Below are 25,201 nucleotides of genomic sequence, written 5' to 3'. Positions count from 1 at the left end.
TTTTATAGATGGGCGGGTTTAAAACCAGCCCCTACTTTTTACTAAGGGGATGAGCCTTATCGTAAACTTCCATAAGATGTTTGATATCCACATGTGTATATTTCTGGGTCGTTGAAAGGGATGAGTGCCCAAGGAGTTCCTGTATCGACCTCAAATCCGCACCTTCATGGAGCAGGTGTGTTGCAAAGGTATGCCTGAGAGTGTGAGGGCTGAGACCGCCTTTAAGGTTGATCATCCTGCTATAGTGTAATAATATACGTCTAACGCTTCTCTGTGTCAATCGGCCTCCGCGGTTATTAAGAAACAGCGCCGGAGACTTTTTCTTTAAGGAAATTCTTTCGGAAAGGTAATTTTGTATTGCCTCCATTGCCTTTCCTCCAACAGGGATTATCCGCTCTTTCTTCCCCTTGCCTTTGACCCGGACAAGAGACTCTTTGATGTCGAGGTCGCCTATATCAAGCGAAGTCAATTCAGATACCCTCAGGCCAGAGGAATAAAGAAGCTCAAGGATTGCCTTGTCCCTTGACGGCTTAAACGTATCACCCTGCGGATTTTCCATAAGAGTGAATGTTTCATCAATCGTGAGGAACCTCGGGAGGGTCTTCGGGACTTTGGGACTGGATACAAGCCTCGCGGGATTTTTGTCCACATATCCTTCCCTGTGAAGATATTTATAAAAAGACCTGATGGTTGCAAGCTTCCTCGATATGGATGTTTTTTTCAGCTTTTTATGGTGCAGGGACGCAAGAAAACTTCTGATGTCGAGGTTGTCAATATCCTTCGGGCCCTTATCCAGAAACGCATTAAACTCCCGCAAGTCTTCGGTGTATGCCTTCAGCGTGTGAACAGACACTCCGCGCTCGGCCTTTAAATATTCAAGAAACTGTTCGATATGCCTTTTCATCCTTCTGCCTCATCATTCATCAGTGCTATTGTAAGATGAAAATGCGTATCTTACAAGACCGGCTTGGGGAAGGCTGCCGGAATTGACAATAATTAAGAAGAAAGTATAAATTAAAACGTTCGGAAAAACAGGAAACAGAGATGGTCCTTCTTAAAACCATATTATAATTCCATTTTTATCTTGATATCAAATTTTATTAACATAGGAGAGAGAAAATCATGAAGGTCATTTTAAAAGAAGATGTAAAGGGACTTGGAACAATGGGCGCTGTTGTAAATGTAGCGAACGGTTACGGCAGAAACTTTTTGCTGCCGAGGAACCTCGCGGTTGAGGCGAGCACCAAGAACCTGAAGCAATTCGAGCATGAGAAGAATATCATTCTCATAAAGGCCAAAAAAGTCAGAAGGTCCACGGAAGATCTGGCCAAGCAGATTTCAGCCCTGTCAATAAGCATTGAGGCCCTGAGCGGCGAGGAAGGAAAACTTTTCGGTTCAGTGACCACAATGGATATCGCTGAAGCAATAGCGAAGCAGGGGATAGAGATAGACAAGCGCAAGATACTCCTCGATGAGCCTATCAAGAAACTCGGAACATATAATGTATCCATCAAGCTTCTTCAGGATGTTACGGCAAATGTGACTGTGGAGGTTAAACAGGCCGCTACCGCAGAAGCTTAGGAGCATTTAAAATGCTTGAACGTGGCCGCAGTGACAGCGGGTTGTCCGGGGGAAAATATCCGGCAGCCGACCTTGACCGTTTGCCGCCCCAGAATATAGAGGCAGAGCAGTCCGTCCTCGGAGCAGTGCTGCTTGAAAACGAGGCGATCGCCGCAGCAGTTGAACAGCTCACGCCGAATGATTTCTACAAGGATTCCCACAGGAAAATATTTATTTCAATGATCGAGCTCTATGAGAAGAACGAACCGATCGATCTGATAACCCTCACCGAGCAGCTCAGCAGAAAAGAACAATTAGAAGAAATAGGCGGCGCTTCATATTTAAGCTCAATTGTAAATATGGTGCCAACGTCCGCCAATGTCAGGTATCACGCAAAGATAATCAAGGACAAGGCCATCCTGAGAAACCTCATCACAACGGCAACGGAGATCATAACCACGTGTTACGATACCGACGATAACGTGCATGAGGTCCTGGACAGGGCCGAGACAAAGATCTTCAACATTTCTGAGAAAATGGTCAGGAGCTCATATGTCCATGTGAAAAAAGTGGTCAAAGACACTATCGAGCTTGTGGACAAACTCTACAACAAGAAGGAACTGATCACAGGGCTTCCGACCGGGTTTGACGACCTTGATAAAGAGACAACCGGTTTTCATCCCGGCGACCTGATCGTAATCGGCGCGAGACCCGGCATGGGGAAGACCGCCTTCTGCCTGAATATCGTCGCGCATGTCGGGATCAAAGTGAAAGCGCCGGTGGCTATTTTCAGTCTTGAAATGACGAAGGAGCAGCTTGTTCTGAGAATGTTATGCTCCGAGGCCGAGGTGGATTCCAAGGCTGTACGGTCAGGTTATCACAGCAAGGAAGATTACAGGAAACTTGTCAACTCCGCGGGAAGACTGGCCGAGGCGCCGATCTATATTGATGATTCATTCAACACGGTCCTCGATATCAGGGCGAAGTCAAGACGGCTGAAGGCGGAGCACGGGCTGGGGATGATCGTTATTGATTATCTGCAGCTCATGAGCGGCGTGGGCAATTATGCCGCAAGAGAGCAGGCGGTCTCTGACATATCCCGCTCATTAAAGGCGCTTGCGAAAGACCTGGGAGTACCTGTCATTGTCATCAGCCAGCTAAACAGAAGCTGCGAACAGAGGGGGGAGGACAAGCATCCCATAATTGCCGATTTAAGGGAATCAGGCGCGATTGAGCAGGATGCCGATACGATATTATTCTTGTACAGGGATGAGTATTACAAAAAAGACAAGAGCACTGAGAAAGGGGTTGCGGATTTAGACATCGCCAAACAGAGGAACGGCCCGACAAAGAAATTGCAGCTTACTTTTATTGATACGTTTACCAAGTTTAGAAACCATTCGGAGTATTCTGAATATTAAGTTATAAGAAGAACAATTTGCCGCAGAGAACATGGAGAAAAAACGAATCAAGCCGCAGATCACACAGATTTGCACAGATTGATTTAGTTTTTATTTTAATCTGTGTTATCTGCGAAATTTGTGGACAATTTATTTAACCTATGAAACGCAAACCCGCAGTCGCAGGGCAGTTTTATCCGTCATCTCCTGCCGGGCTTACCGAACAGGTCAGTGGGTTTGTCGATGAAAAGGCCGCGAAAGAAACCGCCCTCGGCGTTGTTTCACCTCATGCGGGCCTTATGTATTCAGGCGCGGTCGCAGGCGCGGTTTTTTCAAGACTGAAATTCCCGAACACCTTTATTATCATCGGCCCGAATCATACAGGCCTTGGAAGCCCTGCCTCCATAATGTCATCCGGTGTATGGCAAATGCCCACCGGCGAATTAGAGATAAATGAAAACCTTGCAAAGAAAATAATGGCGAAGTCCGGCATTATTCAGGAGGATGCATTAGCACATTCCATGGAGCATTCACTGGAGGTGCAGCTTCCGTTTATTCTTCATTTTTCATCTGCCGTCAGGATTGTTCCAATTACGATGATGGGCGTATCTCTTGAGAGCTGCAGGCTCCTTGGAGAGGCGCTGGCAAATGTTATTAAAGAAACGGATGGACCAGTCACAATCGTTGCAAGCTCGGACATGAGCCATTATGTCACAGACTCAACGGCCCGCACAAAGGACAAAAAAGCAATCGACAGGGTCATCGCCCTGGACCCTGAAGGGCTTTATTCAACCGTTAATAAAGAGGGGATCACCATGTGCGGCGTCGTGCCTGTAACAACAATGCTTTTCGCTGCAAATAAACTTGGCGCAAAAAAAGCTGAGCTTATTAAGTATATGACTTCCGGAGAAGTAAGCGGCGATTATGATTATGTTGTTGGTTACGCAGGGCTGATAGTAAGGTAAGTTTAAATAACTTCCGCCACGATTACCGATAATCTTAGAAATCAAGACATGATTTACTGGGCCCTTTCTATGGGGAAAACTACTATAAAGCAAAAAACAATTAGGGATATTGATTAATAATTAACCTTTCTTTTAATATAAAATCACCTAATTGAGAGTTAGTTGTTTTGAAATAATAAAATAAATTGTATTATAACGGAGGATTCATGAGAAACAAATCAACAGTTTTACTGCTTATTTTTACGCTTGCGGTCCTTATCGCATTTGGTTTATCGGAGCGGCCTATATCAGCTCAGCAAAAGGCCGCTGAAACTGCGCAGCAAAAGGCGCCGGCTGCGCCTAAGGAAACATGCATTACTGCCCAATGTCACGCGCAGATGGGCAAAGATAAATTTGTCCACGGTCCTGTTGCTGCCAGCCAATGCGCCGTATGTCACGGCGAGTCGCCGAAACACAAAGATGATCCGAAGAACAATAAATTCGGCGCGATAAAAAAGATATCAGACAAGTGTTTTTCATGTCATGAAAAATTCAAACCCAAAAAATTCACCCATACCGCCCTGGAAAATAATGAATGCACGGAATGCCACAGCCCGCACGGCTCGGCCTTCAAGTTCCAGTTAAAAGCCAAAGGCGGCGAACTCTGTTTTCAATGTCACGATGAAGCCCTTGTCAGCAAGCCTTTTGTGCACGGTCCTGCCGCTGTAGGCGGATGCGTTGCGTGTCATGACCCGCATACCGCGGATTATGCGAAAAATTTAAAAGCCGAGGGGCCCGCGCTCTGTTTTAACTGTCACACCGACAAGGCAGAGACTATTCACAACTCCCAGTTTGTGCATAAACCCGTCTCTGAAAATTGCGTCAGTTGTCACAATCCCCATTCAGCGGCAAAGCAGTTTATGCTTGAGTCTTCCTCTCCAACTTTATGTTTAAACTGTCATAAAGACAAGAAAGACCAGTTGGCTTCTGTAACTGTAAAGCACGGAGCGCTTGAAACTGAGAAATCATGCCTGAATTGCCACGATGCGCATAATTCAAATATCGCGAAGAACCTGATAAAAGAACCCATGGATTTATGCCTGAGCTGTCACGACAAGGAATACAAGGATGCGGCAGGCAAGCCGATCATGAATATGCAGAAATGGTTTGGTGAAAACAAGGACCAGCACGGCCCGATAAAACAGAAAGACTGTTCCGGCTGTCACAACCCTCACGGCTCAAACAATTTCAGGATACTGAGGAACTTTTACCCGGCTACATTTTATGAACCGTTCGCGGTTGAAAATTACAACCTGTGTTTCAGCTGCCATGAGAAGACGCTCGTGCTCAATCCCGAAACAACAAAGCTGACCAATTTCAGGAACGGAAACACAAATCTCCACTTCGTGCATGTAAACAAGGCAATAAAAGGAAGGACCTGCCGCGCGTGTCACGAGACGCACGCGAGCAATTTCCCGAAACATATCAGGGAAGCCGTGCCTTTCGGAGGCTGGGACCTGCCGCTTAATTATCAGAAGACCGAAACCGGCGGAAGCTGTATGCCGGGATGCCATAAACAGAAGAAGTATGATAGAGAGAAAAAGGAGATTAACGGATGATATTCTTTACGTTCCTCATTGCGTTATTGATGGTGTTCAGTCCTGCTTCGGAAGCAATCAGTATTTCACTTGGTGAGGCCGCTCCGGCCTTTACCCTGAATTCAACCGACGGCAAGGCAGTATCGCTCAGCGATTATAAGGGCGAGGTGGTTGTGGTCATATACTGGCGTACGGCGCATGACCGCTCAGCGCTTGCCTTAAAAGACGCATATGACGAACTGAAAAAATATGAGAAAAAAGACGTGAGGGTCTTAAGCGTTATTTCCGATACCGATAATAAGGATGACGCGATAGGGGTGCTTAAGGAGAAAGGGATAGACTATCCATTACTGATAGACCCTGACAGGCAGTTATACAGCAGTTACGGAATAAGGGTTTATCCCACTACTGTGATCATCGATAAGCAGGGCGTTCTTGTCTATGACATACCGAGCCATCCGCTTACGTACAAGAATACTCTCGAAGGGTATATCAAAAAACTCATCGGCGAAATAGATGAAAAAGAACTGAATGAAATCCTTTCCCCTCATAAAGCGGAACAGGACAAGGCAATGCTTGAGGCATTAAGACTGTATAACCTCGCGTTAAAATTTACCCAGTCAGGACTCCTTGACCAGTCGGTAGAGCTGGTGAACAGGTCTATAGCGGCGAAGCCGGAGATGGCGCAATCATACATCCTCCTAGGGTTTCTCGATCTCGAACTGAAAGAAGCGGACAAGGCGCTTGAGGCCTTTAACAAGGCCCTTCAACTGGACCCCAATTCCCATGATGCGCAGACAGGGCTTGGCGGCGCGCTTGTAATGAAAGGGGAAGTTGATAAGGCCCTTGAGGTCCTTGAAAAGGCGGCAGTTGCAAATCCGTATCCGCAAATGACATATTATGAATTCGGAAAGGCGTACGAGCAGAAAGGCGACAAAGACAAGGCGATAGAAATGTATAAAAAAGCTATGGAGAAGATCATTAAGAAACAGGTCCTCCCCTCGGCCATATCTAAATGCCAGTAAGGACAATTCTTTACAGCATAGTCCTTGTTCTTGTGTCCCTCCTGAATGCCGAAGCCGACCACGAAAAAATAACCCTCCAATATCCTCCCGACGGCACGGTCGTTGAATACAACATCGCGGAGATATCGCTGAAAGTGCCCGCGGGTTCCGCGGATGCTATAAAGGTTTATGTCAATGACAATGAAGACCCGTTGACCATCATCTCGGATCTCGAATATAAATGTTTTTCCGTTCCCCTGAAGCTTGGCGTCAACAAGATAAATGTCATAGCCCTCAAAGGCGATTACCAGGTATTCAATACCACCATAAAAGTCTTCCGCAGGTCGGACATTGTCGGGGCGTATATCAACCCCCCGGCGGGCTTTAAAAAAGATTCCTTTCATATGAAAGAATGGTCTCAGTGCTCAAAATGCCACATAATGTCTCCGACAGAATATGATAAGAAACCCCTCAACCCCTCTACATTCAAAGACCTGGACAAAAAGGCCCTGCTGTCCGTTACATCCACCTGTTATACATGCCATAACAAAATAACCTCCAACACATATGTCCACGGGCCTGCCGCAGTCTGGAGCTGTCTGAGCTGCCACGATCCCAAAACAGACCCGAAATATTCAGTGAAGAAACCAGACACGGAATTGTGCTTCAGCTGCCATACTGACCAGAAGAGCGAATGGAGCGGCAAGAAATATACGCACGGCCCTGTCACCCTCGGCAAATGCACCATTTGCCACAGCCCCCACGCATCGGAGAACCCCTTCAATCTTGTAAAGCCAACGTGGAACCTGTGCGTGAACTGCCACGCTGAAAAAGCCACCGGGACACACGTCCTCGGCGGCTCCATGTTTACCGAAGGCCACCCCACACATAACCGTCCTGATCCCGTGAGAATAGGGAAGGAACTCACCTGCGCAAGCTGCCACAACCCCCACGCCTCGAATTATCCCCACCTCTGGGCGTTTGAAGTCGAGACCATATTCGAGCTATGCCAGAAGTGTCATAAGAAGAAGATGAATTAGGGAGCGATTACTGATTACGTTGCAAATATAGTAGAAAAGTTTGAAGGAAGTCTTTTGATATTATAAGTCTTACATAAATTCTTCAACGCTCAGTTTTGCCTGTTTTAAAATGCCGTGTAATGTGCCAACAGCTAACTCTTTATGCAGAGGGACGACACAGCCGATAATTCTTCGAATCCCACATTATTGATTATTAGAAATGTTATTTATTATTGTTGCAATGAGTGTTAACCAACGAGTTTTATTAATTTCTCAATGTAACTATCAATGTTAAAATTTCTTATCCTATCCTCAGAAGATAAATAGAGTGGGTGATGTGGATGTCCAAATTTTGATTCTTTTCCTATTGTCAGCCAATTGCAGTCGTATTTTTTTGACAAATTATAAATTTCAATTAAACAATCCATCAAGTAAATTCTTTTTTCAATCAAAGTCCCCTATGAAGCCAAAATATTTATTTGATTTTTTAAAAAGAGTGATTTAATGAATTCCAGATTTCTTTTATGAATCTTTTTGTCGATTTCTTTGTGCATGTTATTAGGGTTTGTGGCTCTTTGCGGATAGATATTTAGCATGATCCAACTGTCAAACTCATTTTTAATAGAAAGTCGTTCAACAGATTTTAAGGTGTATCAAGATTGTCTGGCTTAGCTGTACTTGGATTTATTCTGAAGCATAAGAGGGGATTGTTTCCGTTTATTCCTAAAACATATCTGATGTCATTGCTTTGGTCATTTTCGTAAAACCATTTGTTTTTGTCATATGTTATTTTCATGTTGATTAACTGATCTGTATGAAGATTGCTTGTTACATCAACCTTGTGCTAAACAACATGCGGCGAACGTCCCTCACACCGCTTCTGCAAGCTGCATGGAAACTGCTTTTGACGAACCGGGTTCTTCCATGGTGATGCCGTAGATGAAGTTTGCGGCTTCCATGGTGCGCCTGTTGTGGGTGATGGTGATGAACTGGATGCCCTTTGACATTTCTTTCAGCAGGTGGATAAACCTGTCTGTGTTTGATTCATCAAGCGGGGCGTCCACTTCGTCCAGTATGCACAGCGGGGTGGGTTTGATCATGAATCCCGCAAAGAGCAGGGAGAGCGCTGTCAGGGCCTTTTCACCGCCTGAAAGGAGCATGAGGTTTTGCAGTCTCTTGCCGGGGGGCTGGGCCACGATCTCAATGCCCGAATCCAGGATATTTCCTTCATCGGTGAGGTGGAGCTCTGCGCGTCCTTTTCCAAAAAGTGTGGTAAATACCTCCCTGAATTTTTCATTCAGGGCGTTGAAGGCTTCGAGCAAACGCGTCTGCGTGGTCCTGTTTATTTTCTGTATCGTGTCCTGCAAGGCGTCTATGGCTGCCAAAAGGTCATCGCGCTGTTTTGTGAGAAAGTCATGCCTCGATTTGAGCTCTTCATATTCATCAAGGGTGCCGAGGCTCACCGGCCCTATCTCCTGGATCTGGTCTTTCAGCCGTGAAAGTTTTTCCTCTTCCTCCTGCGAAACCGTGTCCGCGATCTCCGCTGTTTCTATCTCAAGTGAATACGTCTTTCTGATGTCTTCTTTCAGGTAGTTGAGCTTCATGGACAACTCCATCTTTTTCATCTCGATGTGATTGAGCTCGGTGCGGACTGAATCAAGCCCTGACGCAAGAGACTTTTGCTGCTGTTCAATAATTGAAAGCTCAGCGGTTTTGGCCTCAAGTATATCGCTGATCTTTGAGACCTCATTCTGCAATTCGCTGACCGAAACGATCTTGGTTTTCAGGGCGTTCTCTTTCTCAACCACTTCCTGTTCTTTATGGCTGATGCTCTGCTCGATATCGACGCGCTCGTCAGCCATGTCTTCCTTCTTCTTTTCTATATCAAGGATGAACTGGGTGAGCCTTTCGTTTTCTCTTTTGATCGAGGTCATCTTTTCTCTTGTGGAGGCGAGGTTGAGTTTTATCTCTGTAAGCTCCGAGCGTAGCACCTCAAGGGATTCTCTCCTGCCTGAGATCATTTCCTGTACAGACCTTATTTGCTCCTCGATGTCCAGTTTCTCTTCCTCAAGCCTCCTGCATATGGAATCTTTGTCATCGAGAAGGTTTTTCAGATTGTCTTTTTCAGCATGGTCATCATTTATTTCAAGGGAGATGAATTCATGTTTTTTCCTGAGCCGTTCATTTTCCTCTATGAGGTTCGTTATCTTGATCTCCAGTGTGTGGCAGTATTTTTCCTGGCTGGAGATTTTTGCGTCGGTGGAAATGATCTCATTTTCTATTGATACGATCTCTTCCTTGTTTAAAAGAACGATTCTTTCAGCCTCGGTGATCCTGCCCTTCCTGACCGTTATGTCCTGCTCAAGTTCCTTTATCATCCTCTTTATCTTGAGCACCTCTTTGCCGCTTCCGCCAAAGACAACGCCCGAGGGTTCGAGCACCTCTCCGTCAAGAGTTACAAGGTAAAGCTGTTTCGCGCCCGCTTCCGTGTCCCGGAGAGAGAAAGCGGTATCGAGATTATCAACCAGCACCACATCGCTCAAAAGCAGCGACGCGATTTTCTGGAAATCGTCTTTGGCCGTGACAAAATTGATCGCGGCCCCGATAATTCCATTGCCCGTAAAATTGTGGCCTGAATCAGGCGAATGTGTTTCTGAGTTTGCGGCGATAAAACCGCTCCGTTTTGATTTCTGCTCCCTGACAAACTGAAGTCCCCTTGCGATCTCATTGCGGTCTTCGACAATTGCCGCGTTAAGCTTGTCTCCTAAAATAGCCTCTATCGCGGTTTCGTACTGCGACGTTGTTTCAAATATATCTGCGACCTGGCAGAGCGCCTTTACGTGTTCATCAACAGCAGTCCTCTGCAACTGGTTCAGTTCACTGAGTGAATCAAGACGGGAAACCATCCCTGCCAATTCCTCCCTTTCCCGGTAGAGGGACTCTTCGTTTGAGGAAAGCTCGGTCTTCTTGTCTCTTAATTTATTTGCAAGGTCTTCTTTGGCCTTCTTTGTTTCATTCACTTCAGCCGAAACCTTAAGGTGTTCGTTCTTTGTTTCCTCTGTAGCTGTTTGAGTTGACAAAAGCGAGTCATTCAGCGAAGTAATGTCCTGCGAACTCTTCTCAGCCTTCCTGATGATATTTTCGATGCTGAAGGTCAGATGGTTCATCTCGTTTTTCATATTGCTGATGTCTTCCGCCTTGTTGAAGAGGCCCTTCCTCTGGACCTCAAGATCGCGTTCCATGACTTTTATTTCTTCCTCTGCATAAAGGAAGGCATCGTTCTTGTCCGCAAGCATTGCCTCAAGGCCGGTAAGCTCCTGCTCCATCTTCACAGTAGAATCTTCGCTCTCTTTTATGGACTGGATGGCAGTCTCTTTTTGCGCGTCGAGTTCGCCGTCCTGTCTCTGGAGTGACCCGATCTTTTCCCTTAAATTTTCGCAGTCGCTTTTAAGCAGGGCTATCTTGCCCTCGTCTTCGGTGGTCTCTCTTTCAAAGGAATAGAGCTGCATCTTGACCTCATTCAGATGCTTTTCAGTGTCAACGCATATGCGCTTTTTCTCCTCGATCAACGCCTCAGTCGCGTGGAGGTTTGCGTACAGCTCCGCTTCATTTCCCTTGTGCGCATCTTCAGACAGGGTCAGGCCGGATATTTCATCCTGCATCGCCTTTGAATCTCTCTTAGCGATGCGCAGTTCGATGTCTTTAAGATCTTCAAAAATTCTCTTGTATCTCTCCGCCTTCTTTGCGTGCCTGTCTATGGTGTTTATCTGCCTCTTGACCTCGGTGATAATGTCCTGAAGCCTCTGGAGGTTTGATTTGGACGCCTCAAGCTTGTTCAGGGCCTCGGTGCGCCTGACCTTGTATTTCATGACGCCCGCGACTTCCTCGATCAGGAATCTCCTGTCCTGGGGTTTTGAATTCAGTATCTGGTCCATACGTCCCTGTTCAAGAATGGAATAAGCCTTCAACTCAAGACCTGTATCAAGGAACATATTCTTGATGTCCTTGAGCCTGCAGGGGACTTTGTTCATCAGGTATTCGCTTTCGCCGGACCTGAAGAGACGGCGCGTAACGGAGATTTGCTCTATTGTGGTTTTGCTTTCATCTTCAGAGCCGTTTGAGGAATTTTTGACGATATCAGAGAGCACGAGTGTGACCTCGGCCAGGCCCTTGGTCTTCTTTGTCGCGGACCCCAGAAAGATCACGTCTTCCATGCTGTCGCCGCGCAGGCTCTTGGCGCTTTGCTCGCCGAGCACCCATTTAAAAGAGTCAACGACATTGCTTTTGCCGCAGCCGTTCGGACCGACAATGGCGGTTACCCCTGGATGAAAATTAAACACTGTCTTGTCCGCGAATGATTTGAAACCTATTAACTCCAGTCTTTCAACTTTCATAAATTATTCCTTTTATAAATTAAGATGATATCCACTAAATGTAGTAAATTTATGCTCCTTGCCTCACAATATGATGTGTTTTTTAGCTCTGAATAATATATACCATCAGGAGATTTCTATCAAGCAAATTATTTGATCCTGATGACTTTTGAAACCGGGTTATTTACGTTCCTGAATACTTATCACTTTCCTGGTTGCCGAAATGGAAGTCTGCTCCAGAATTTCTATAATCGACAAACGACTTATTACATTTTTGCTTCAGTGCAATTTGTGTTTATGCCTTTAACTCTTAGCTCTCTGCTCTTTGCCATCGGCTTTTAAAGCGGTGTCGCATAGAAATTCTTCCGCAGACTTCCATTTCAGCAATCATTGGAACAGAGTACACCATGAATAACGTGGGTTAAAACAGGCAGGAGAAAAATAAACATAAGTGCGGTAAACAGATGTTTATTTTTTTATTAACCAGGATTTGAGAATGTTTATTAAAGAAAAAAACAGAGATGTGAAATAGAAAAGAACTGTATTACCGGCCCTTTTTTATTAACGCAATAAATATAAAAGAAATGAATGAGAACAAATCCTATTTTCTCCTCTGATGTTTTGTTCTTTTAAGCAGCTTCCTGTGCTTGTGCTTGCTCATCTTCTTCTTACGCCACTTTACAACGCTTCCCAAACAATTCACCTCCTTGGATAAAAATTAGAAACACAGTTTACCATATCTTCTTAATGATTTGATAGGTATAAATTTAATTTCTTAAAACTCCTTCGCGGTCCACATGGCCTCATTGAATCTCACGACCCTGTTCCTGCCGGTTTCTTTGGCCTTGTAAAGGGCCACGTCGGCGAACTTTATCGCCTGCCAGAAGCTCTCGGTATCCACTGGGAATTCGCTTACGCCGAGGCTGATGGTCTTTTTAATCACGCCGTCAGACACCTTTATCTTTGTTTTTTCGACGGTGTCCCTGATCTTATCAGCTACCTTTACTGTCTCACCAGCGTTGATGTCAAGCATCAGCACGAGAAACTCCTCCCCTCCGAAACGTATTACAAGGTCGGACGACCTGACGCATTTCCTGATGATCTCCGAAGTCTCTTTAAGGACGCTGTCTCCGACATTGTGCCCGTAAAAGTCATTTACCTGTTTGAAGAAGTCCAGGTCGCACATCATCAGGCCGACGTTTTTCTGCCTCCTGAGCACTCCGGCCACAAGCGTCTCGGTGTACTCCTGCAGGAACCTCCTGTTATAAAGACCTGTCAGGGAATCTTTTAGCGCCGATTCACGCAGGGTATTTGTGAGCCTTTTCGCCTCGATCACGGAGAGAGACTCCTTTATGTACCGCTCTGCCTTGAACAGCCTTTTGTCTTTCCCTTCAACGCTGTAATCTTTTTTATCAAAAAGGAACTGGACGACACCGCCTGTCTTGCCGCCGATAATCATCGGGATGCAAACGTGCACCTTTCCGGTCCCTGGTTTAAACTGTCTGCAGATGTCCGGGTATTCGACAGAGGAGATTATATGCCCGGTTTTTTTGACCTTGCACAGCTCGCAGTTATGCAGGATCTCCTCGCTGCAGAAGATGTCCCTGTCATTCAGTATGATCGGGTAAACCGGCCTTATCTTCTGGCCGTTGGAAACCTCGTAGATGATGAACTCATTCAGGCCGATCTTTTCGCTGAAGGCCTTGCCGAGACGCGAGTAAACATCCTCAATGTTGTCGTCTTCTTCAATGACTTTTTTGAAGGTGTTCAGTTCATGAATTTCATCCATCAAAGTATTGAAGTCTTTTGAAAGTACTCCTATCTCATCTTCTGAGCTGATATCGATCTTCTTTGTAAAATCCACTTCGCCTTCTCCCAGCGCGCGGATCTGTCCGGTGATTAAATTGACCGGCTTGGCAATGGCCTTTGAGATTGATATTGTAAAAATTACAAGCAGCGCGGTTGCTATTAAAAGAACGCCGGTAAAGATGTAAAAGGTGAGGGTGGTGACTTCCTTGACGATGCCGCCGGTTTTACTGTTGATGTAAAAATTTGCAGCAATGCTTATTGCAAACATCACAACGAACCAGAAGAGGACGCCAAGGGAAAAGAGCGTGAATTTCTTTTTGATTGGAAGGTCAACAAAGGTGATCAATCTGAAAAACTTCTGAAGCATTTTTTATCTTTCTTACACTTGATTATTTATTTTACTTCCAGCATCCTGTCAAGCGCCATTTTGGCAGGCACGCGTATCTCTTCGGGGACCTTTATTTTGTAAGTTACGGTATCGAGCGCATGAAAGACGCTCTTAAGTGTTGTCTTCTTCATGTTCGGGCAAACCATGTCTTTTCGCAGAGGGTAAAACGTCTTATCGGGATTATCATTTCTCAGCTTGTAAAGAAGTCCTGTTTCAGTCCCTATAATGAATTCTTTGGCGTCAGATGATTTCGCAAACCTGAGCATCCCGGAGGTGCTTGTGACATGATCGGCCATTTCACAAACTTCTATCTTGCACTCAGGATGCGCAAGCACCAGCGCGTCAGGATGGTCTTTTCTTGCCTTGATTATATCGTCTGGTGTGACCCTGTCATGAACGTGGCAAAAGCCGTCCCATGCTATGACCTGTTTTTTTGTATTTTTCGCGATCCACGCCGAGAGGTTCCTGTCCGGCACGCAGATGACCTTATCGGAATCAAGTGATTCAACTATCTTCACGCCGTTTGCCGAGGTGCAGCAGATATCGCTTTCCGCCTTTACATCAGCAGTGGTATTTACGTATGTGACGACAGGGACACCGGGATGAAGATTTTTGATGTCCCTTAAAGTAAAATCCGCAGGATACTTATATCCGCCTTTATATTCGTAGCCGGGGAATTGTGTACGCAGGTTTCTCGCGCTGCCGGCTGTGATCATGTCTGCCATCGGGCAGCCCGCGTTAATCTCAGGGAGAAGGACGATTTTGTCAGGCGAGAGTATCGATGCGCTTTCAGCCATGAAATTGACCCCGCAAAATACGATGACGTCACATTTTATAGTGGCCGCGTTACGGGAAAGTTCAAGTGAATCGCCCGTGTAATCGGCAATGTCCTGAACCTCTTCCCGCTGATAATTGTGCGCAAGGATAATGGCGTTGCGCTTTTCCTTCAGTTTTAATATCTGCTCACGCAGTATTTCTTTGTCTGTCATCGTCATCTATTAAAGCACAGAGTACACGGAGAAATAAAATCCCGTGCGCTGAATTTTAATATTATACATGAAAAATTTCAGCGCGCTCGTGGTTAACTTTTTTTGTACTGACATGGGGGATTTTTTTAAAGGTACGGAATTAAAACTTTGAAACTTTGTTGTTCTGATAGGCGAATGGCGTGTTTGTGAAGAGGACAGTCCCGTCTTCGAGGGTGACTTTGTAAATCTGCGCCCGCCTGCTGTATAAGTTGTTGCTCGCATTGCCCTGATAAATGGAAAGCACTTTTTTTACATATTGCCGCGTCTCTGTTATCGCCGGGATCCCGCCGTGTTCCTGCACGGTCCTTGGGCCGGCATTGTATGCGGCAAGGGCAAGAGGAACGTCATTGAATTTGTCGAGCAGGAAACGGAGATACCTGATACCGCCCTCGATATTTTCTTCCGGGTTGTAGGGATTGCTTACCGACATGTCACTTGCGGTCGAAGGCATTAATTGCATGAGCCCCATGGCCCCCTTGTTTGACAGCGCATTATAGTTCCAGTTTGATTCCACTGTGATTATGGCGTTTACAAGCGAAGGCTCTATCCCGTATTCAGCTGCTTTGCTGTGTATCACCTCATCGTAATATTCGCGGTATTCGCGGGTTGAAACGTCTTTTTCTTTTCTTTCAGTTATGATTTTTTTGTAATCTTTGTCCTGCGGAACGTTTGTATAATAGGTGACGCCGTTTTCATCAACGTATTTGTAAATATCCGCGTAGGAAGAGGCCGAGGCGATGGAGAACAATAAAAATACGCATATAAAAATCGTCTGCATCATTAAAAAAATATAACATGTATGAGGCAATCCGGTCAATTTATAATTTGTCCGCGCAATTGTCATATATCTATATATTCGGATATTTCACAGGAATTTATTAGTGACGATAATCACTGCTGGATATCCGGCGGATATGTTATTTATCCTGCAAATCTATACTGTTTTCAGCTCAGAGGTGCAGTGTCCGCAGCGGACGGCCTTAACCGGAATTGTTGAGAGACAGTAGGGACACTCTTTTGTTGACGGGGCAGGAGGCGGGATTTCTTCTTTCTTTTTAAGCTGATTGATGCCTCTTATTAAAATAAACATTGCAAACGCGACTATGATAAAGCTGATTATAGTGTTCAGGAACAGGCCGTAGTTGACTGTGACCGCTCCGGCGGTTTTTGCGTTTGCGATAGAGGCGTAGGGGCCGGGCTGGGCACCCTGCTTTAATACGAGAAACAGATTTGAGAAATCGACATTGCCCAGTATCATACCGATTGGCGGCATGATCATATCGGCAACAAGCGAGTTGACAATTGTGCCGAATGAAGCGCCGATAATAATACCCACTGCCATATCAACGACACTGCCGCGCATTGCGAATTCTTTAAATTCTTTAAACATTGTCCTCCTCCTTTTTTTGCGGGTGTAAGGTTAACGTTTTATTTTTTGTAAGTTAGCCGTGAATACAGTTGAAGTGCCGGATGTTGCCGTCGTAATCACCTGAGATCATCTCAATTACGCCGTTATTTATGATCAGGTAAGGAGAACTGTGGCTCTGCATTCTGATTTCATTCAGGAAATTTTTTTCCATAAATACAAGTTTATTGAGATCAATACGGGATTTGCCGACATCAGGTAATTCAACAGTATATGTTCTTATCTTTCCATCTTCCTGCCCTACAAAAAGATAAAGAATATCTTTAACCCTGATAACGGAAGGCGTGGAGAAACCCTTGACTTGTATGTTGTCAAACAGCCCCGTGATCGCTTCCCACACCGGCAGGCCGTTTATTATTTCCTTGACCTTGTATGTGTATATCTTTCCATCATCAGCTCCTGTGATCAACTCCAATCTTCCGTCATTGTCCAGGTCAAAAACGGCAGGGGTGCTGTGATAGTTTTTCCGTACTCCTTTGAAAAACTTTTTTTCCTCTCGCCATGAAGGCGTTTCCTCTGGACCGGTATTAACAAATGCCTTGATGCCGCCGCCGCTTTCCCCTGTAATAAGGATGTCCCTGCCTTCCCATCTTGCGAGGACCCCGCGTGAAAAACCGGAGACCTTGATGTCATCAAGATATCCTTTTTTCTCGACCCACGGAAGGCCCCCGGGTCCGTTCCTGTACTCATAAAGTTTTAATCTGCCGTCCATGTTGCCGACTACCATATACAGCCTGCTGCCGATGGAGCAAACTGTCGGGGCGCAGGCCGGTCCTGCAAATATCCTGTTATTGAACAATTCAGGGATTTTCTCCCAGGCGGAGAAATCATTTTTTCTGTTTTCATAATATGAAATGATGCCGTCCCCGTCGGAAATCACGAGGTCGAACCGGCTTTTATTCAGGAGATTTGTAAATGCCGGGGACAAAAATCTCTTTGCGTAAAGGTTGATCTTCACATTCTTCGGCGAAACCTTTTTGCCGTCTTTTTCCAGTTCAAACATGTAGAGCTTGCCCATTGAAGTGCCTATGGCCAGGACGATCTTGTCTTTCAGTTTTATCGCCGCGGGAACAGCATATTTATCAAATGACTGTTTATTCAGAGGGGACTTGTCGCGCGCGAACCTGACGTCCCTGCCTGTTGAAATGTTTTTAAAAAAGGATATTTCACCTTCTGAGTTTCCGGCTATTATGTCGGGAGCTCCGTCAAAATTATAATCAACAATTGTTACAGCGGCGTCATTGCCGATTTTTATTTCAGTCCCATCGGTCCTTCTCCATCGCGGTGATTCCGCTGGTCCCGTATTTTTGAAGATCAATATCCGGCCCGAATCAGATGAAAAACCGCCGGTGCCTATGACTATCTCCGCCTTTCCGTCGCCGTCTATATCGCCGATTGAAGGCGCTGAAAATGCCCCTGCATTGACCCCGCTGAAATATTCTTCCACCGGCTTCCAGTAACGGATTTGCGGATCTCCGGAGTTTTGATATAAATAAAGCAATCCGTTTTTGCCTCCTGCTATCAGGTCCGTCAAGCCGTCTCCGTTCATGTCGAAGAATGCGGTCTTGATAAAGGGCAGGACCTTCATGCCGCTGATATTGAAATTCGTGTCGGTATTCTCCTCGCAGTGTATGGAAGAGGGTTGAGCGGGTTTTTTGTTTTCTTTTTCCTCACTCCTAACTTCTTCTTTCCTGTCAGGTATCGTATTGTTTTCAACCGTTATTTCTTTTCCAGACGGGGTTGAGATCATCGGCTTTTCTTTTTGCGCAGCGCAGGAGGTAAGCAAGACAGCGGAGAGTAAAACAATGAAAGGCCTGTATACTGAAATCTTCAACATCCCGATAAAATATACGGCAGGAATTAAAGAAAGCTTTAACTCTTGCCGTAACCTGTCTAAATGGTTTATTTATTATAAGGTCAATATTTAATTAATTCAAAATGCACTCTCCTGTTGGTTTTTGCCTCAATTGAATTTTTATTCTGCGGGGTCGGTATTTCAGGCATGGCCAGCCTGGTTTCGCCATAGGCAATCGTGCTCATTCTATCAGGAGATATCCCTCCTTCTTTAATTAAATATTCTTTGATGGCGTTTGCCCTTCTCTCGCTCAATCTGAGGTTGTAATCATCTGGCCCGTGAGCGCATGAATGTCCTTCAATGCGGATTTTGACATCGGGGTTTTCTTTCAGGGTCTGTATATTCTTTTTAAGTACACCTTGTGCTTCCTCCGTTAGAGTTGATTTATCAAAATCAAAAGGAAGGTCTTGAAGATCTACGGTTTTTTCAGCTCTCGCGGCAGGTACAGGCCTGGGACATCCACTGGAATCTACCTCGACGCCTTTAGGTGTGTCAGGGCACAGGTCCAGATAGTCAGGCACTCCGTCGCCGTCACTGTCCTTGGGGCAGCCATTAACATCAACTGCAACACCCTTTGGCGTGTCGGGGCATTTATCGAGATAATCAGGGACCCCGTCGCCGTCGCTGTCTTTCGGGCAGCCATTTATATCAACTGCAACACCCTTTGGCGTGTCAGGGCATTTATCGAGATAATCAGGGACCCCGTCGCCGTCGCTGTCTTTCGGGCAGCCGTACATATCAACTGCGACTCCCTTAGGCGTATCGGGACATTTATCAATATCATCATATACACCATCACCGTCACTGTCTTTGGGCTGTGACGGCTCAGGCGCGGGCGGAGGCACAGCTTCCTTTTTCTCTTCGCCGCCGAACGCGAATGTCAGCCCCAATGTATAAATCAGATTATTGACTTGATCATCTTTACCTCTGAAAAGAATGTGCCGGACGTCGCCGCGAAGTGCAAGATTTTGGGTAAGAAAATATTTAAGGCCGCCGCCGTAATTGAATAAAGCGAAGGTCCCGTCATCTTTGATCGCTCCATTGAGCGTAATGGCGCCGATGCCCGCAGCAACAAACGGTACCAGCTTTTTCTCAGGCATAAAGTGGTAAAGCCCGTCGATGCGGTAAATATAAGCCTGCACATCATCTGCTCCATGAGAGTCAGCGTCAGTATTTATATTATTGAAATTACCTTCGACTCCCCAGTTTTCAGTAAAGTTATAACCCAGGCCTAATCCATAGGCCACGTTATTATCGATGTGCTGGTTCCCCTCAAACACATAACCCCCGATATTAGGATTTAGTGTGACCGCGCCGGCTTTGTTTTCAGCCAGTCCGGCATTGGGAAAAGCCGTCAGCAAAATTACGATTGCAACAGCGACAAACTTGAAAATGATTAACATTATACCTCTTTTTATGGATGAGATATTTTTGGAAATTCCAACCATGATGCCCTCCAATCTGTCAGATAAAGTTAATGATTGTCCGTGAAGAATTCAAATTTATATGTTTGATACTTTACACTTATCACAAAAAAAACAGTTTGTCAAAAAAAAATATGAAAACAACCCGGGTTTGGATGTCAAATTTTCTGCCTGCCGCCTTATGCTATAATTAGTCTCTCTATAAATTTGGTGATGACTGGCTGGCAGCCGCGGTCTCCAGCCGGCGTTTAAAATAATTTTTCAGTTAATAAAATCGTAACCTGCAAGGTTGCGGCAACAGAATCCTCACAACTCAGGTGGAGCATAATGGCAAGACCAATTGTCGCAATTGTCGGAAGACCTAATGTAGGGAAGTCCACGCTTTTTAACCGGATGGTGCGCAAGCGGCTTGCCGTCATAGAAGACATTCCCGGCATAACGAGGGACAGGCTCTACGGGCAGGCTTCATGGGAAGACAAATCCTTCCTGCTTGTCGACACCGGGGGCTTTCAGCATGAGCCTGATGAGGACATCGGCAGGCAGGTCAACAAACAGCTTCTTCTTGCCGCTGAGGAAGCGGACATTATACTCCTGCTGCTGGACGCTGAAAGCGGGGTGCTTCCGCTTGATGCCGAGTTGATTGATAAACTGAGGCAATACGGCAAAAGGGTTTTTTATGTTGTTAATAAAATAGACGGCCCCAAAAAGGAAAAGGCCCTTTATGATTTTTATTCGCTCGGTGTTGAGCCGCTGCCGGTCTCCGCGCTGAACGGCTACGGCTTTGAAGAATTCATGGACAGCATTGTATCGCAGCTCCCTTCCGGCGCCGAGGAAGAAACCGATTATCCGAAGATCGCGATTGTGGGAAGGCCTAATGTAGGAAAATCAACACTTGTCAATTCCCTGCTCGGCAAGGAGAGGATGATCGTCAGCCCCGTGCCCGGGACAACAAGGGACGCGGTGGATTCAATTTGTTCCTATTACAAAAAAAAATATGTCATAGTTGACACAGCGGGGATACGCAGGAAGGGCAGGATGGCGGAGACGGTTGAAAGATACTCATTCCTCAGGACATTAAAAAACATCGAGGACTGTGACGTTGCCCTGATTGTTCTTGACGCATCTGAAGGAGTTGTTGAACTGGACCAGAAAATTGCCGGACTCGTATTTGAAGCGAAAAAAGGAGCGGTCCTTCTCCTGAATAAATGGGACCTTGTAGATAAGACCGGTTTGTTGTTGAAGGATTTTAAAGAGCAGGTCTATCAAAAGTTGTGGTTCATGAGGTATGCCCCGGCCTTAACAATATCCGCGATGAACAAACAAAGGGTCACGAACCTTTTCCCTCTTGTAGACAGCATTATTGCGGAAGGGGCCAAGAGAATCGATACGCATGAGCTGAATGAATTTTTAGGCAAGGCGCTTTCGGCAAAGGAGCCGCCAATGTACAAGGGCAGGCAGGTCAAGATATCTTATATTACACAGATAAAGACGAGCCCTCCCGGTTTTGTGGTATTCACAAACTTCAAGGAAGGGATAAAGGCACAGTACATCAGGTTTCTTGAAAGCAAATTGAGAGAGCGGTTTTCCTTCAAGGGTGTTCCTGTAGAGATCTATGTCAGAGAGAAAAAGAAGTAGGAAAAAAGACCCAATGCCTCACAAACATAATGAATCGACGGACATTGAAATGCCTAACTTTGCTCTGCAAGAGATATTGTCATTGCTCGATCCCAATTTTTTTTCTTGCAAGTTTAATCCTGATTTTCTAAAGGTGTCGTCATTGTGTTTGTTCGGTATCGGGTCTTTTAGTAAAGAGGTCCTATGTTTCTGATAAGGGTCTTCGGCAAAAGCGTGACGGCATTTTTCAGGGATGAATGTTTTTATCTGGCTGCGTCAATAGCATATTTTCTCATTATGTCGCTGGTGCCTTTAAGTCTTCTCATTATCGCGCTCTACGGGCACATTATGGGGGTGAATGAGGATGTTTACCGGTTTTCCCTTTCAAGGCTGATAAGTTTTTTCCCGTCTGTTACCTCAGGGATCACGAATGAACTGAGAAACGTTATTACCTTCAGGGGCATAAGCTGGATAACGCTTATCATTTACGCCTTCCTTTCCATTCAGCTTTTTCATTCAATAGAGCGCGCAATGGATGTGATATTTAAAGCGCCAAAGAGGAGACACTTCCTCTTATTCATTTTATCGACCTTTATCATAGTGACCCTTGTGATCGTTTTTCTGTTTTTGGCTTTTACGCTGAGCTCCTTCGCCGGCACTCCCATGAATTTTTTCGGATATCAGCCGGGTATTTTTTTAAAATACATCGCCCCGTTTCTGCTTGTACTGTTAAGTTTCGCCGCCGTTTATAAGATCGTCCCAAAGGGAAAGATCCTGATGAAAGACGCCTTCGCAGGCGCTCTTCTTGTGACGGTCTTGTGGGAGCTGGCAAAACACTTTTTCACATGGGTTGTAAAAAATGTCTCTTATATAGGCGCGATATACGGTTCGCTGACCACGTTTATTTTGTTCCTTTTGTGGATGTATTATATTTCGTGTATCTTTCTTCTGGGCGGAGAATTTGTAAAAAATATGAACGGAAAATCATAATGCAGGAATTGATTGGCAAACAGGTTGAAGTCATTACAGTAGATGTCACATATCGGGGAACCCTGGTCGGGATCGGAGAGACGGAAATATACCTCCAGGCGGAAGAAGGGTGGATCGTCGTGCCTGTGGACAAAGTTGTGGATGTAAGGGCAGCCGGTTAAGTCCTGCTTCAGCAGTTCAGCTTTTCGCCCAGTCGTACTTCATCCGTTTTCTGTGATGTATAAATTTTTCAGCGGAAAGCGCCGCGATGCAACCATTTGACGCAGCGGTGACGACCTGCCGTACTTCGGTGCAAATGACATCTCCTGCCGCAAAAATGCCGGGGATGGAAGTCTCCATCATTTTATTAGTGCTTACGCAGGACTCCTCGCTAAGTTCGATAGATCCGCCAAGAAAGTCCACTATGGGTTTGTTGCCGTGCAAATACACAAAAACCCCGTTTGTTTGAATGTCCTGCTCTTCGTTTGATTCGGCATTCCTGACCTTCACGTATTCTACAACGCTGTTGCCTTCAATGGACACCACGCGATAACCTGTCATAAGGGTTACCTTAGACGTATCAAATGGAGGATGCTCAGACAGCTTAAGTGTCTTTGAAGGAGAAATCAAGTAAACTTTTGAGGCAAATTTGGCGACAACCCCGGTTTCCTTAAGGGCTTCTTCACTGTCGCCGATTACGCAGACGGTTTGATCAAAAAAGATCGCGGCATCACATATTGCACAGTAACACACGCCCTTGCCAAGAAACTCTTTCTCTCCTTTGATGCTTGCCTGCCTGCCCATTGCGCCGGTTGCGATTATTAAGGTTTTTCCCTTATATGTATTGTCCAGCGCGCTGACCTCTTTTAATTCGCCTTCAAGTTTTACTCCTATGACCCGGGTTTCAACATATTCGGCGCCGAATTTTATTGCCTGATTGCGGAAGGTATCAAGCAAATCCTTCCCTGTGACAGGTTCAGGCAGTCCCGGATAATTTTCAATCCTGCTTGAAAAAGCCAATGCGCCTGCTGCCTGCGATTTATCAAGGACAATTGTCTTAAGTTTGGCGCGGGAAGCATATTGCGCGGCGCTTAGTCCGGCCGGCCCGCCGCCGATGATAATCACATCATATAATTCTTCTAATTCTTCCGTCATTAAAAATCCTCCAGATTGAAAAAACAGTGTTCTATTCTACAAAAATCGCATAAAAAAATCTTTTTCAGCAAATAGTTTCATGAGGAGATTAAAAGACTAATTTTATTGCTATTTCCTGAATATTATCTATATAATATTAATCATCTTTTTGAATTTTCAATTATAATTATTACTACGGATGGAGGATTTTATTATGTCGGAGAAGACGGTCGTCGTTTACAGCCAGACCAATTGAATGTACTGTACTAAAGTGAAAGAGTATCTTTCACAAAAAGGCGTTAAATATACCGAGCGCAATATTGCAACAGAGCCTGCCGCTATTTATGACCTGAGGAAAATGGGCATCATGACACTCCCTTTGACCTTAATAAACGGCGAGGCAGTGACCGGATTTAATCAGGAAAAGATTGACGAGTTGCTGAACAAGTAAATTTTTATTCACGTTCTGATTATCGATTTATTTTTTATAGTAGCAATATCAAAATTTTGTAAGGGTGAAGCTGCTAATTATTTTTTATAAAAACTGATTTTTTTACGGAGGTAGTTTCATGTCTGATTACAAAGACCTTAAAAAATATTGTTACTTTTCTTACCTGTCAGACGGGGCGCTTGAGGCGATCTCAAGAAAACTCCACGCAGTTGAACTTCCAGCAGGCGCTGAAATTATTAAAGAAGATGTGCCGGCTGACGCCTTTTACCTTGTGAAAGAAGGAGAGGTGGAGGTCTTCAAGAAAACTCAATGGGGACAAAAGGCAAAGCTTTCAATTGTCGGTCATGCCGCAGGCTTCGGCGAGATGGCTTTATTGACATGCTCACCTCGCTGCTGTTCCGTCAAAGCAAAAACAGACGTCAGACTGCTGAAATTGTTCAAGACGGACTTTGAAGAAATTGTCCGCATGGATTCCGCATTCTCTCTCATGGCTGAAAAGCAGTCGCAAAGCTTTGCCCAGTACAACCAAATGAAAACCCTCCAGCCGTTTGCCCTGCTTGAGCCTGAAAAGATGGCAGCGATCCTGGACAAACTTGCAGAACGCAAATACCCAGCAGGTGAAGATATTATTGTACAGGGCGAAAAAGGCGACGTGTACTACATTATCAAATCAGGCAGTGTCGCTGTTTTAAAGAAGATGTTCGGAGACGAACCGGAGCAGGTAGCTACTCTGCATGAAGGACAGGGTTTTGGAGAAGAGGCCCTCATCACCGGCGCTCCGCGCAGCGCCACATGCAGGGCCACGGAAGATGCGGTCGTCTGGACACTTTCTCATGACGACTTCGAGCGGATCATGAAGTCTTCTTTCCTTGATGAGATCGCAGCGGAAGAGGCGCTGAAAAAAGAACATCCGGTTTTCCTCGACGTGCGTATGCAGATGGAGTTTGACGAAGAACGTATACCCAATGCCATACACGTCCCGCTCGATGAACTGAGAAAAAGATATTCGGAGCTGGACCAATCAAAAGAATATTTTGTCTATTGCCTTTTAGGCGCAAGAAGCGCGGTTGGGGCATTTCTTTTAAACAGCCAGGGCTTTAAAGCAAAAAGTATTAAGGGCGGATTGATGAACTGGCCGGGGCCGGTGGAAGGCAATACAGAAGGCGTTCATGCAGCGTTTACACCTACCTGATCATGCGGTTCAC

22 protein-coding genes are annotated in these 25,201 nt (G+C 45.4%); 11 read left to right on the top strand and 11 right to left on the bottom strand.

What is annotated here, in order from left to right; genetic code table 11:
• Positions 1–31 precede the first annotated feature (31 nt).
• Entirely contained in the window at positions 32–904 is an 873-nt protein-coding gene (xerC, locus tag HZB61_02545; GenBank protein MBI5055488.1) for a tyrosine recombinase XerC, read from the bottom strand.
• Positions 905–1,122: 218 nt separating this feature from the next.
• Between xerC and HZB61_02540 the strand changes: the two genes are divergently transcribed.
• The 6 genes from HZB61_02540 to HZB61_02515 all read left to right on the top strand — a co-directional run bounded on the left by HZB61_02540 (position 1,123) and on the right by HZB61_02515 (position 7,546).
• Positions 1,123–1,581: a 50S ribosomal protein L9 gene (locus tag HZB61_02540; protein ID MBI5055487.1), complete on the top strand. Its 459-nt coding sequence runs from the start codon at positions 1,123–1,125 to the stop codon at positions 1,579–1,581.
• Positions 1,582–1,592: 11 nt separating this feature from the next.
• Positions 1,593–2,981 carry a replicative DNA helicase gene (dnaB, locus tag HZB61_02535; protein ID MBI5055486.1) on the top strand — a complete coding sequence of 463 codons (1,389 nt, stop codon included), beginning with the start codon at positions 1,593–1,595 and terminating at the stop codon, positions 2,979–2,981.
• A 140-nt stretch (positions 2,982–3,121) separates the two neighbouring features.
• Positions 3,122–3,925, top strand: a complete 804-nt coding sequence (gene amrB, locus HZB61_02530) for an AmmeMemoRadiSam system protein B (protein MBI5055485.1) — start codon at positions 3,122–3,124, stop codon at positions 3,923–3,925.
• Between the two features lie 206 nt (positions 3,926–4,131).
• The gene (locus HZB61_02525; GenBank protein MBI5055484.1) at positions 4,132–5,523 is read left to right on the top strand and encodes a cytochrome C; all 1,392 of its coding nucleotides are present in this window, start codon (positions 4,132–4,134) and stop codon (positions 5,521–5,523) included.
• On the top strand, positions 5,520–6,527 hold the full coding sequence (locus HZB61_02520; protein MBI5055483.1) for a redoxin domain-containing protein: 1,008 nt from the start codon (positions 5,520–5,522) through the stop codon (positions 6,525–6,527). Before HZB61_02525 ends, HZB61_02520 begins: the two co-directional genes overlap by 4 nt.
• Positions 6,518–7,546: a hypothetical protein gene (locus HZB61_02515; protein MBI5055482.1), complete on the top strand. Its 1,029-nt coding sequence runs from the start codon at positions 6,518–6,520 to the stop codon at positions 7,544–7,546. The genes HZB61_02520 and HZB61_02515 overlap by 10 nt, the downstream gene beginning before the upstream one ends.
• Positions 7,547–7,983: 437 nt before the next feature.
• Here HZB61_02515 and HZB61_02510 read toward each other — a convergent pair whose 3' ends face one another.
• The 9 genes from HZB61_02510 to HZB61_02470 all read right to left on the bottom strand — a co-directional run bounded on the left by HZB61_02510 (position 7,984) and on the right by HZB61_02470 (position 19,852).
• The gene (locus tag HZB61_02510) at positions 7,984–8,148 is read right to left on the bottom strand and encodes a DUF1643 domain-containing protein (GenBank protein MBI5055481.1); all 165 of its coding nucleotides are present in this window, start codon (positions 8,146–8,148) and stop codon (positions 7,984–7,986) included.
• 246 nt (positions 8,149–8,394) lie between these two features.
• Positions 8,395–11,919: a chromosome segregation protein SMC gene (gene smc, locus HZB61_02505; protein ID MBI5055480.1), complete on the bottom strand. Its 3,525-nt coding sequence runs from the start codon at positions 11,917–11,919 to the stop codon at positions 8,395–8,397.
• 580 nt (positions 11,920–12,499) lie between these two features.
• Positions 12,500–12,592, bottom strand: coding sequence for an aurora kinase A-interacting protein (locus HZB61_02500; GenBank protein ID MBI5055479.1), 93 nt, complete (start codon positions 12,590–12,592; stop codon positions 12,500–12,502).
• Between the two features lie 81 nt (positions 12,593–12,673).
• The gene (locus HZB61_02495) at positions 12,674–14,074 is read right to left on the bottom strand and encodes a sensor domain-containing diguanylate cyclase (protein ID MBI5055478.1); all 1,401 of its coding nucleotides are present in this window, start codon (positions 14,072–14,074) and stop codon (positions 12,674–12,676) included.
• Between the two features lie 26 nt (positions 14,075–14,100).
• A complete protein-coding gene (nadA, locus tag HZB61_02490) occupies positions 14,101–15,084 on the bottom strand; it encodes a quinolinate synthase (GenBank protein MBI5055477.1) in 984 nt (327 codons plus the stop codon).
• Positions 15,085–15,223: 139 nt separating this feature from the next.
• Entirely contained in the window at positions 15,224–15,904 is a 681-nt protein-coding gene (locus HZB61_02485) for a lytic transglycosylase domain-containing protein (GenBank protein MBI5055476.1), read from the bottom strand.
• A gap of 153 nt (positions 15,905–16,057) precedes the next feature.
• Positions 16,058–16,513 carry a large-conductance mechanosensitive channel protein MscL gene (gene mscL, locus HZB61_02480; GenBank protein MBI5055475.1) on the bottom strand — a complete coding sequence of 152 codons (456 nt, stop codon included), beginning with the start codon at positions 16,511–16,513 and terminating at the stop codon, positions 16,058–16,060.
• A 52-nt stretch (positions 16,514–16,565) separates the two neighbouring features.
• Positions 16,566–18,386, bottom strand: a complete 1,821-nt coding sequence (locus tag HZB61_02475; GenBank protein ID MBI5055474.1) for a VCBS repeat-containing protein — start codon at positions 18,384–18,386, stop codon at positions 16,566–16,568.
• An 80-nt stretch (positions 18,387–18,466) separates the two neighbouring features.
• Positions 18,467–19,852, bottom strand: coding sequence for an outer membrane beta-barrel domain-containing protein (locus HZB61_02470; protein ID MBI5055473.1), 1,386 nt, complete (start codon positions 19,850–19,852; stop codon positions 18,467–18,469).
• A 303-nt stretch (positions 19,853–20,155) separates the two neighbouring features.
• Here HZB61_02470 and der point away from each other — a divergent pair, with 303 nt between their 5' ends.
• The 3 genes from der (at position 20,156) to HZB61_02455 (ending at position 22,593) form a co-directional block, all read left to right on the top strand.
• The gene (gene der, locus HZB61_02465; protein MBI5055472.1) at positions 20,156–21,463 is read left to right on the top strand and encodes a ribosome biogenesis GTPase Der; all 1,308 of its coding nucleotides are present in this window, start codon (positions 20,156–20,158) and stop codon (positions 21,461–21,463) included.
• 183 nt (positions 21,464–21,646) lie between these two features.
• Entirely contained in the window at positions 21,647–22,432 is a 786-nt protein-coding gene (locus HZB61_02460) for a YihY/virulence factor BrkB family protein (GenBank protein ID MBI5055471.1), read from the top strand.
• The gene (locus HZB61_02455) at positions 22,432–22,593 is read left to right on the top strand and encodes a hypothetical protein (GenBank protein MBI5055470.1); all 162 of its coding nucleotides are present in this window, start codon (positions 22,432–22,434) and stop codon (positions 22,591–22,593) included. Before HZB61_02460 ends, HZB61_02455 begins: the two co-directional genes overlap by 1 nt.
• Before the next feature lie 16 nt (positions 22,594–22,609).
• On the opposite strand, the gene HZB61_02450 is transcribed toward HZB61_02455, so the two are convergent.
• On the bottom strand, positions 22,610–23,566 hold the full coding sequence (locus HZB61_02450; protein ID MBI5055469.1) for an FAD-dependent oxidoreductase: 957 nt from the start codon (positions 23,564–23,566) through the stop codon (positions 22,610–22,612).
• Between the two features lie 235 nt (positions 23,567–23,801).
• Between HZB61_02450 and HZB61_02445 the strand changes: the two genes are divergently transcribed.
• Together HZB61_02445 and HZB61_02440 are read left to right on the top strand one after the other, a co-directional pair.
• Entirely contained in the window at positions 23,802–23,996 is a 195-nt protein-coding gene (locus HZB61_02445; protein MBI5055468.1) for a glutaredoxin family protein, read from the top strand.
• A 118-nt stretch (positions 23,997–24,114) separates the two neighbouring features.
• The gene (locus tag HZB61_02440; GenBank protein MBI5055467.1) at positions 24,115–25,188 is read left to right on the top strand and encodes a cyclic nucleotide-binding domain-containing protein; all 1,074 of its coding nucleotides are present in this window, start codon (positions 24,115–24,117) and stop codon (positions 25,186–25,188) included.
• Positions 25,189–25,201: the final 13 nt, after the last annotated feature.

This window comes from Nitrospirota bacterium (genome assembly GCA_016214845.1).
Lineage (GTDB): Bacteria > Nitrospirota > Thermodesulfovibrionia > UBA6902 > UBA6902 > SURF-23.
This window is presented reverse-complemented; position numbering and strand designations above follow the sequence as displayed.

What these genes read in the sequence shown, in the direction of transcription:
- HZB61_02495 (MBI5055478.1), bottom strand. Translation starts at nt 14,074, where the DNA reads ATGCTTCAGAAGTTTTTCAGATTGATCACCTTTGTTGACCTTCCAATC.
- amrB (MBI5055485.1), top strand. Translation starts at nt 3,122, where the DNA reads ATGAAACGCAAACCCGCAGTCGCAGGGCAGTTTTATCCGTCATCTCCT.
- HZB61_02485 (MBI5055476.1), bottom strand. Translation starts at nt 15,904, where the DNA reads ATGATGCAGACGATTTTTATATGCGTATTTTTATTGTTCTCCATCGCC.
- nadA (MBI5055477.1), bottom strand. Translation starts at nt 15,084, where the DNA reads ATGACAGACAAAGAAATACTGCGTGAGCAGATATTAAAACTGAAGGAA.
- HZB61_02470 (MBI5055473.1), bottom strand. Translation starts at nt 19,852, where the DNA reads ATGGTTGGAATTTCCAAAAATATCTCATCCATAAAAAGAGGTATAATG.
- HZB61_02445 (MBI5055468.1), top strand. Translation starts at nt 23,802, where the DNA reads ATGTACTGTACTAAAGTGAAAGAGTATCTTTCACAAAAAGGCGTTAAA.
- HZB61_02460 (MBI5055471.1), top strand. Translation starts at nt 21,647, where the DNA reads ATGTTTCTGATAAGGGTCTTCGGCAAAAGCGTGACGGCATTTTTCAGG.
- HZB61_02455 (MBI5055470.1), top strand. Translation starts at nt 22,432, where the DNA reads ATGCAGGAATTGATTGGCAAACAGGTTGAAGTCATTACAGTAGATGTC.
- HZB61_02515 (MBI5055482.1), top strand. Translation starts at nt 6,518, where the DNA reads ATGCCAGTAAGGACAATTCTTTACAGCATAGTCCTTGTTCTTGTGTCC.
- HZB61_02525 (MBI5055484.1), top strand. Translation starts at nt 4,132, where the DNA reads ATGAGAAACAAATCAACAGTTTTACTGCTTATTTTTACGCTTGCGGTC.
- HZB61_02540 (MBI5055487.1), top strand. Translation starts at nt 1,123, where the DNA reads ATGAAGGTCATTTTAAAAGAAGATGTAAAGGGACTTGGAACAATGGGC.
- der (MBI5055472.1), top strand. Translation starts at nt 20,156, where the DNA reads ATGGCAAGACCAATTGTCGCAATTGTCGGAAGACCTAATGTAGGGAAG.
- HZB61_02475 (MBI5055474.1), bottom strand. Translation starts at nt 18,386, where the DNA reads ATGTTGAAGATTTCAGTATACAGGCCTTTCATTGTTTTACTCTCCGCT.
- xerC (MBI5055488.1), bottom strand. Translation starts at nt 904, where the DNA reads ATGAAAAGGCATATCGAACAGTTTCTTGAATATTTAAAGGCCGAGCGC.
- HZB61_02450 (MBI5055469.1), bottom strand. Translation starts at nt 23,566, where the DNA reads ATGACGGAAGAATTAGAAGAATTATATGATGTGATTATCATCGGCGGC.
- mscL (MBI5055475.1), bottom strand. Translation starts at nt 16,513, where the DNA reads ATGTTTAAAGAATTTAAAGAATTCGCAATGCGCGGCAGTGTCGTTGAT.
- HZB61_02520 (MBI5055483.1), top strand. Translation starts at nt 5,520, where the DNA reads ATGATATTCTTTACGTTCCTCATTGCGTTATTGATGGTGTTCAGTCCT.
- HZB61_02440 (MBI5055467.1), top strand. Translation starts at nt 24,115, where the DNA reads ATGTCTGATTACAAAGACCTTAAAAAATATTGTTACTTTTCTTACCTG.
- smc (MBI5055480.1), bottom strand. Translation starts at nt 11,919, where the DNA reads ATGAAAGTTGAAAGACTGGAGTTAATAGGTTTCAAATCATTCGCGGAC.
- dnaB (MBI5055486.1), top strand. Translation starts at nt 1,593, where the DNA reads ATGCTTGAACGTGGCCGCAGTGACAGCGGGTTGTCCGGGGGAAAATAT.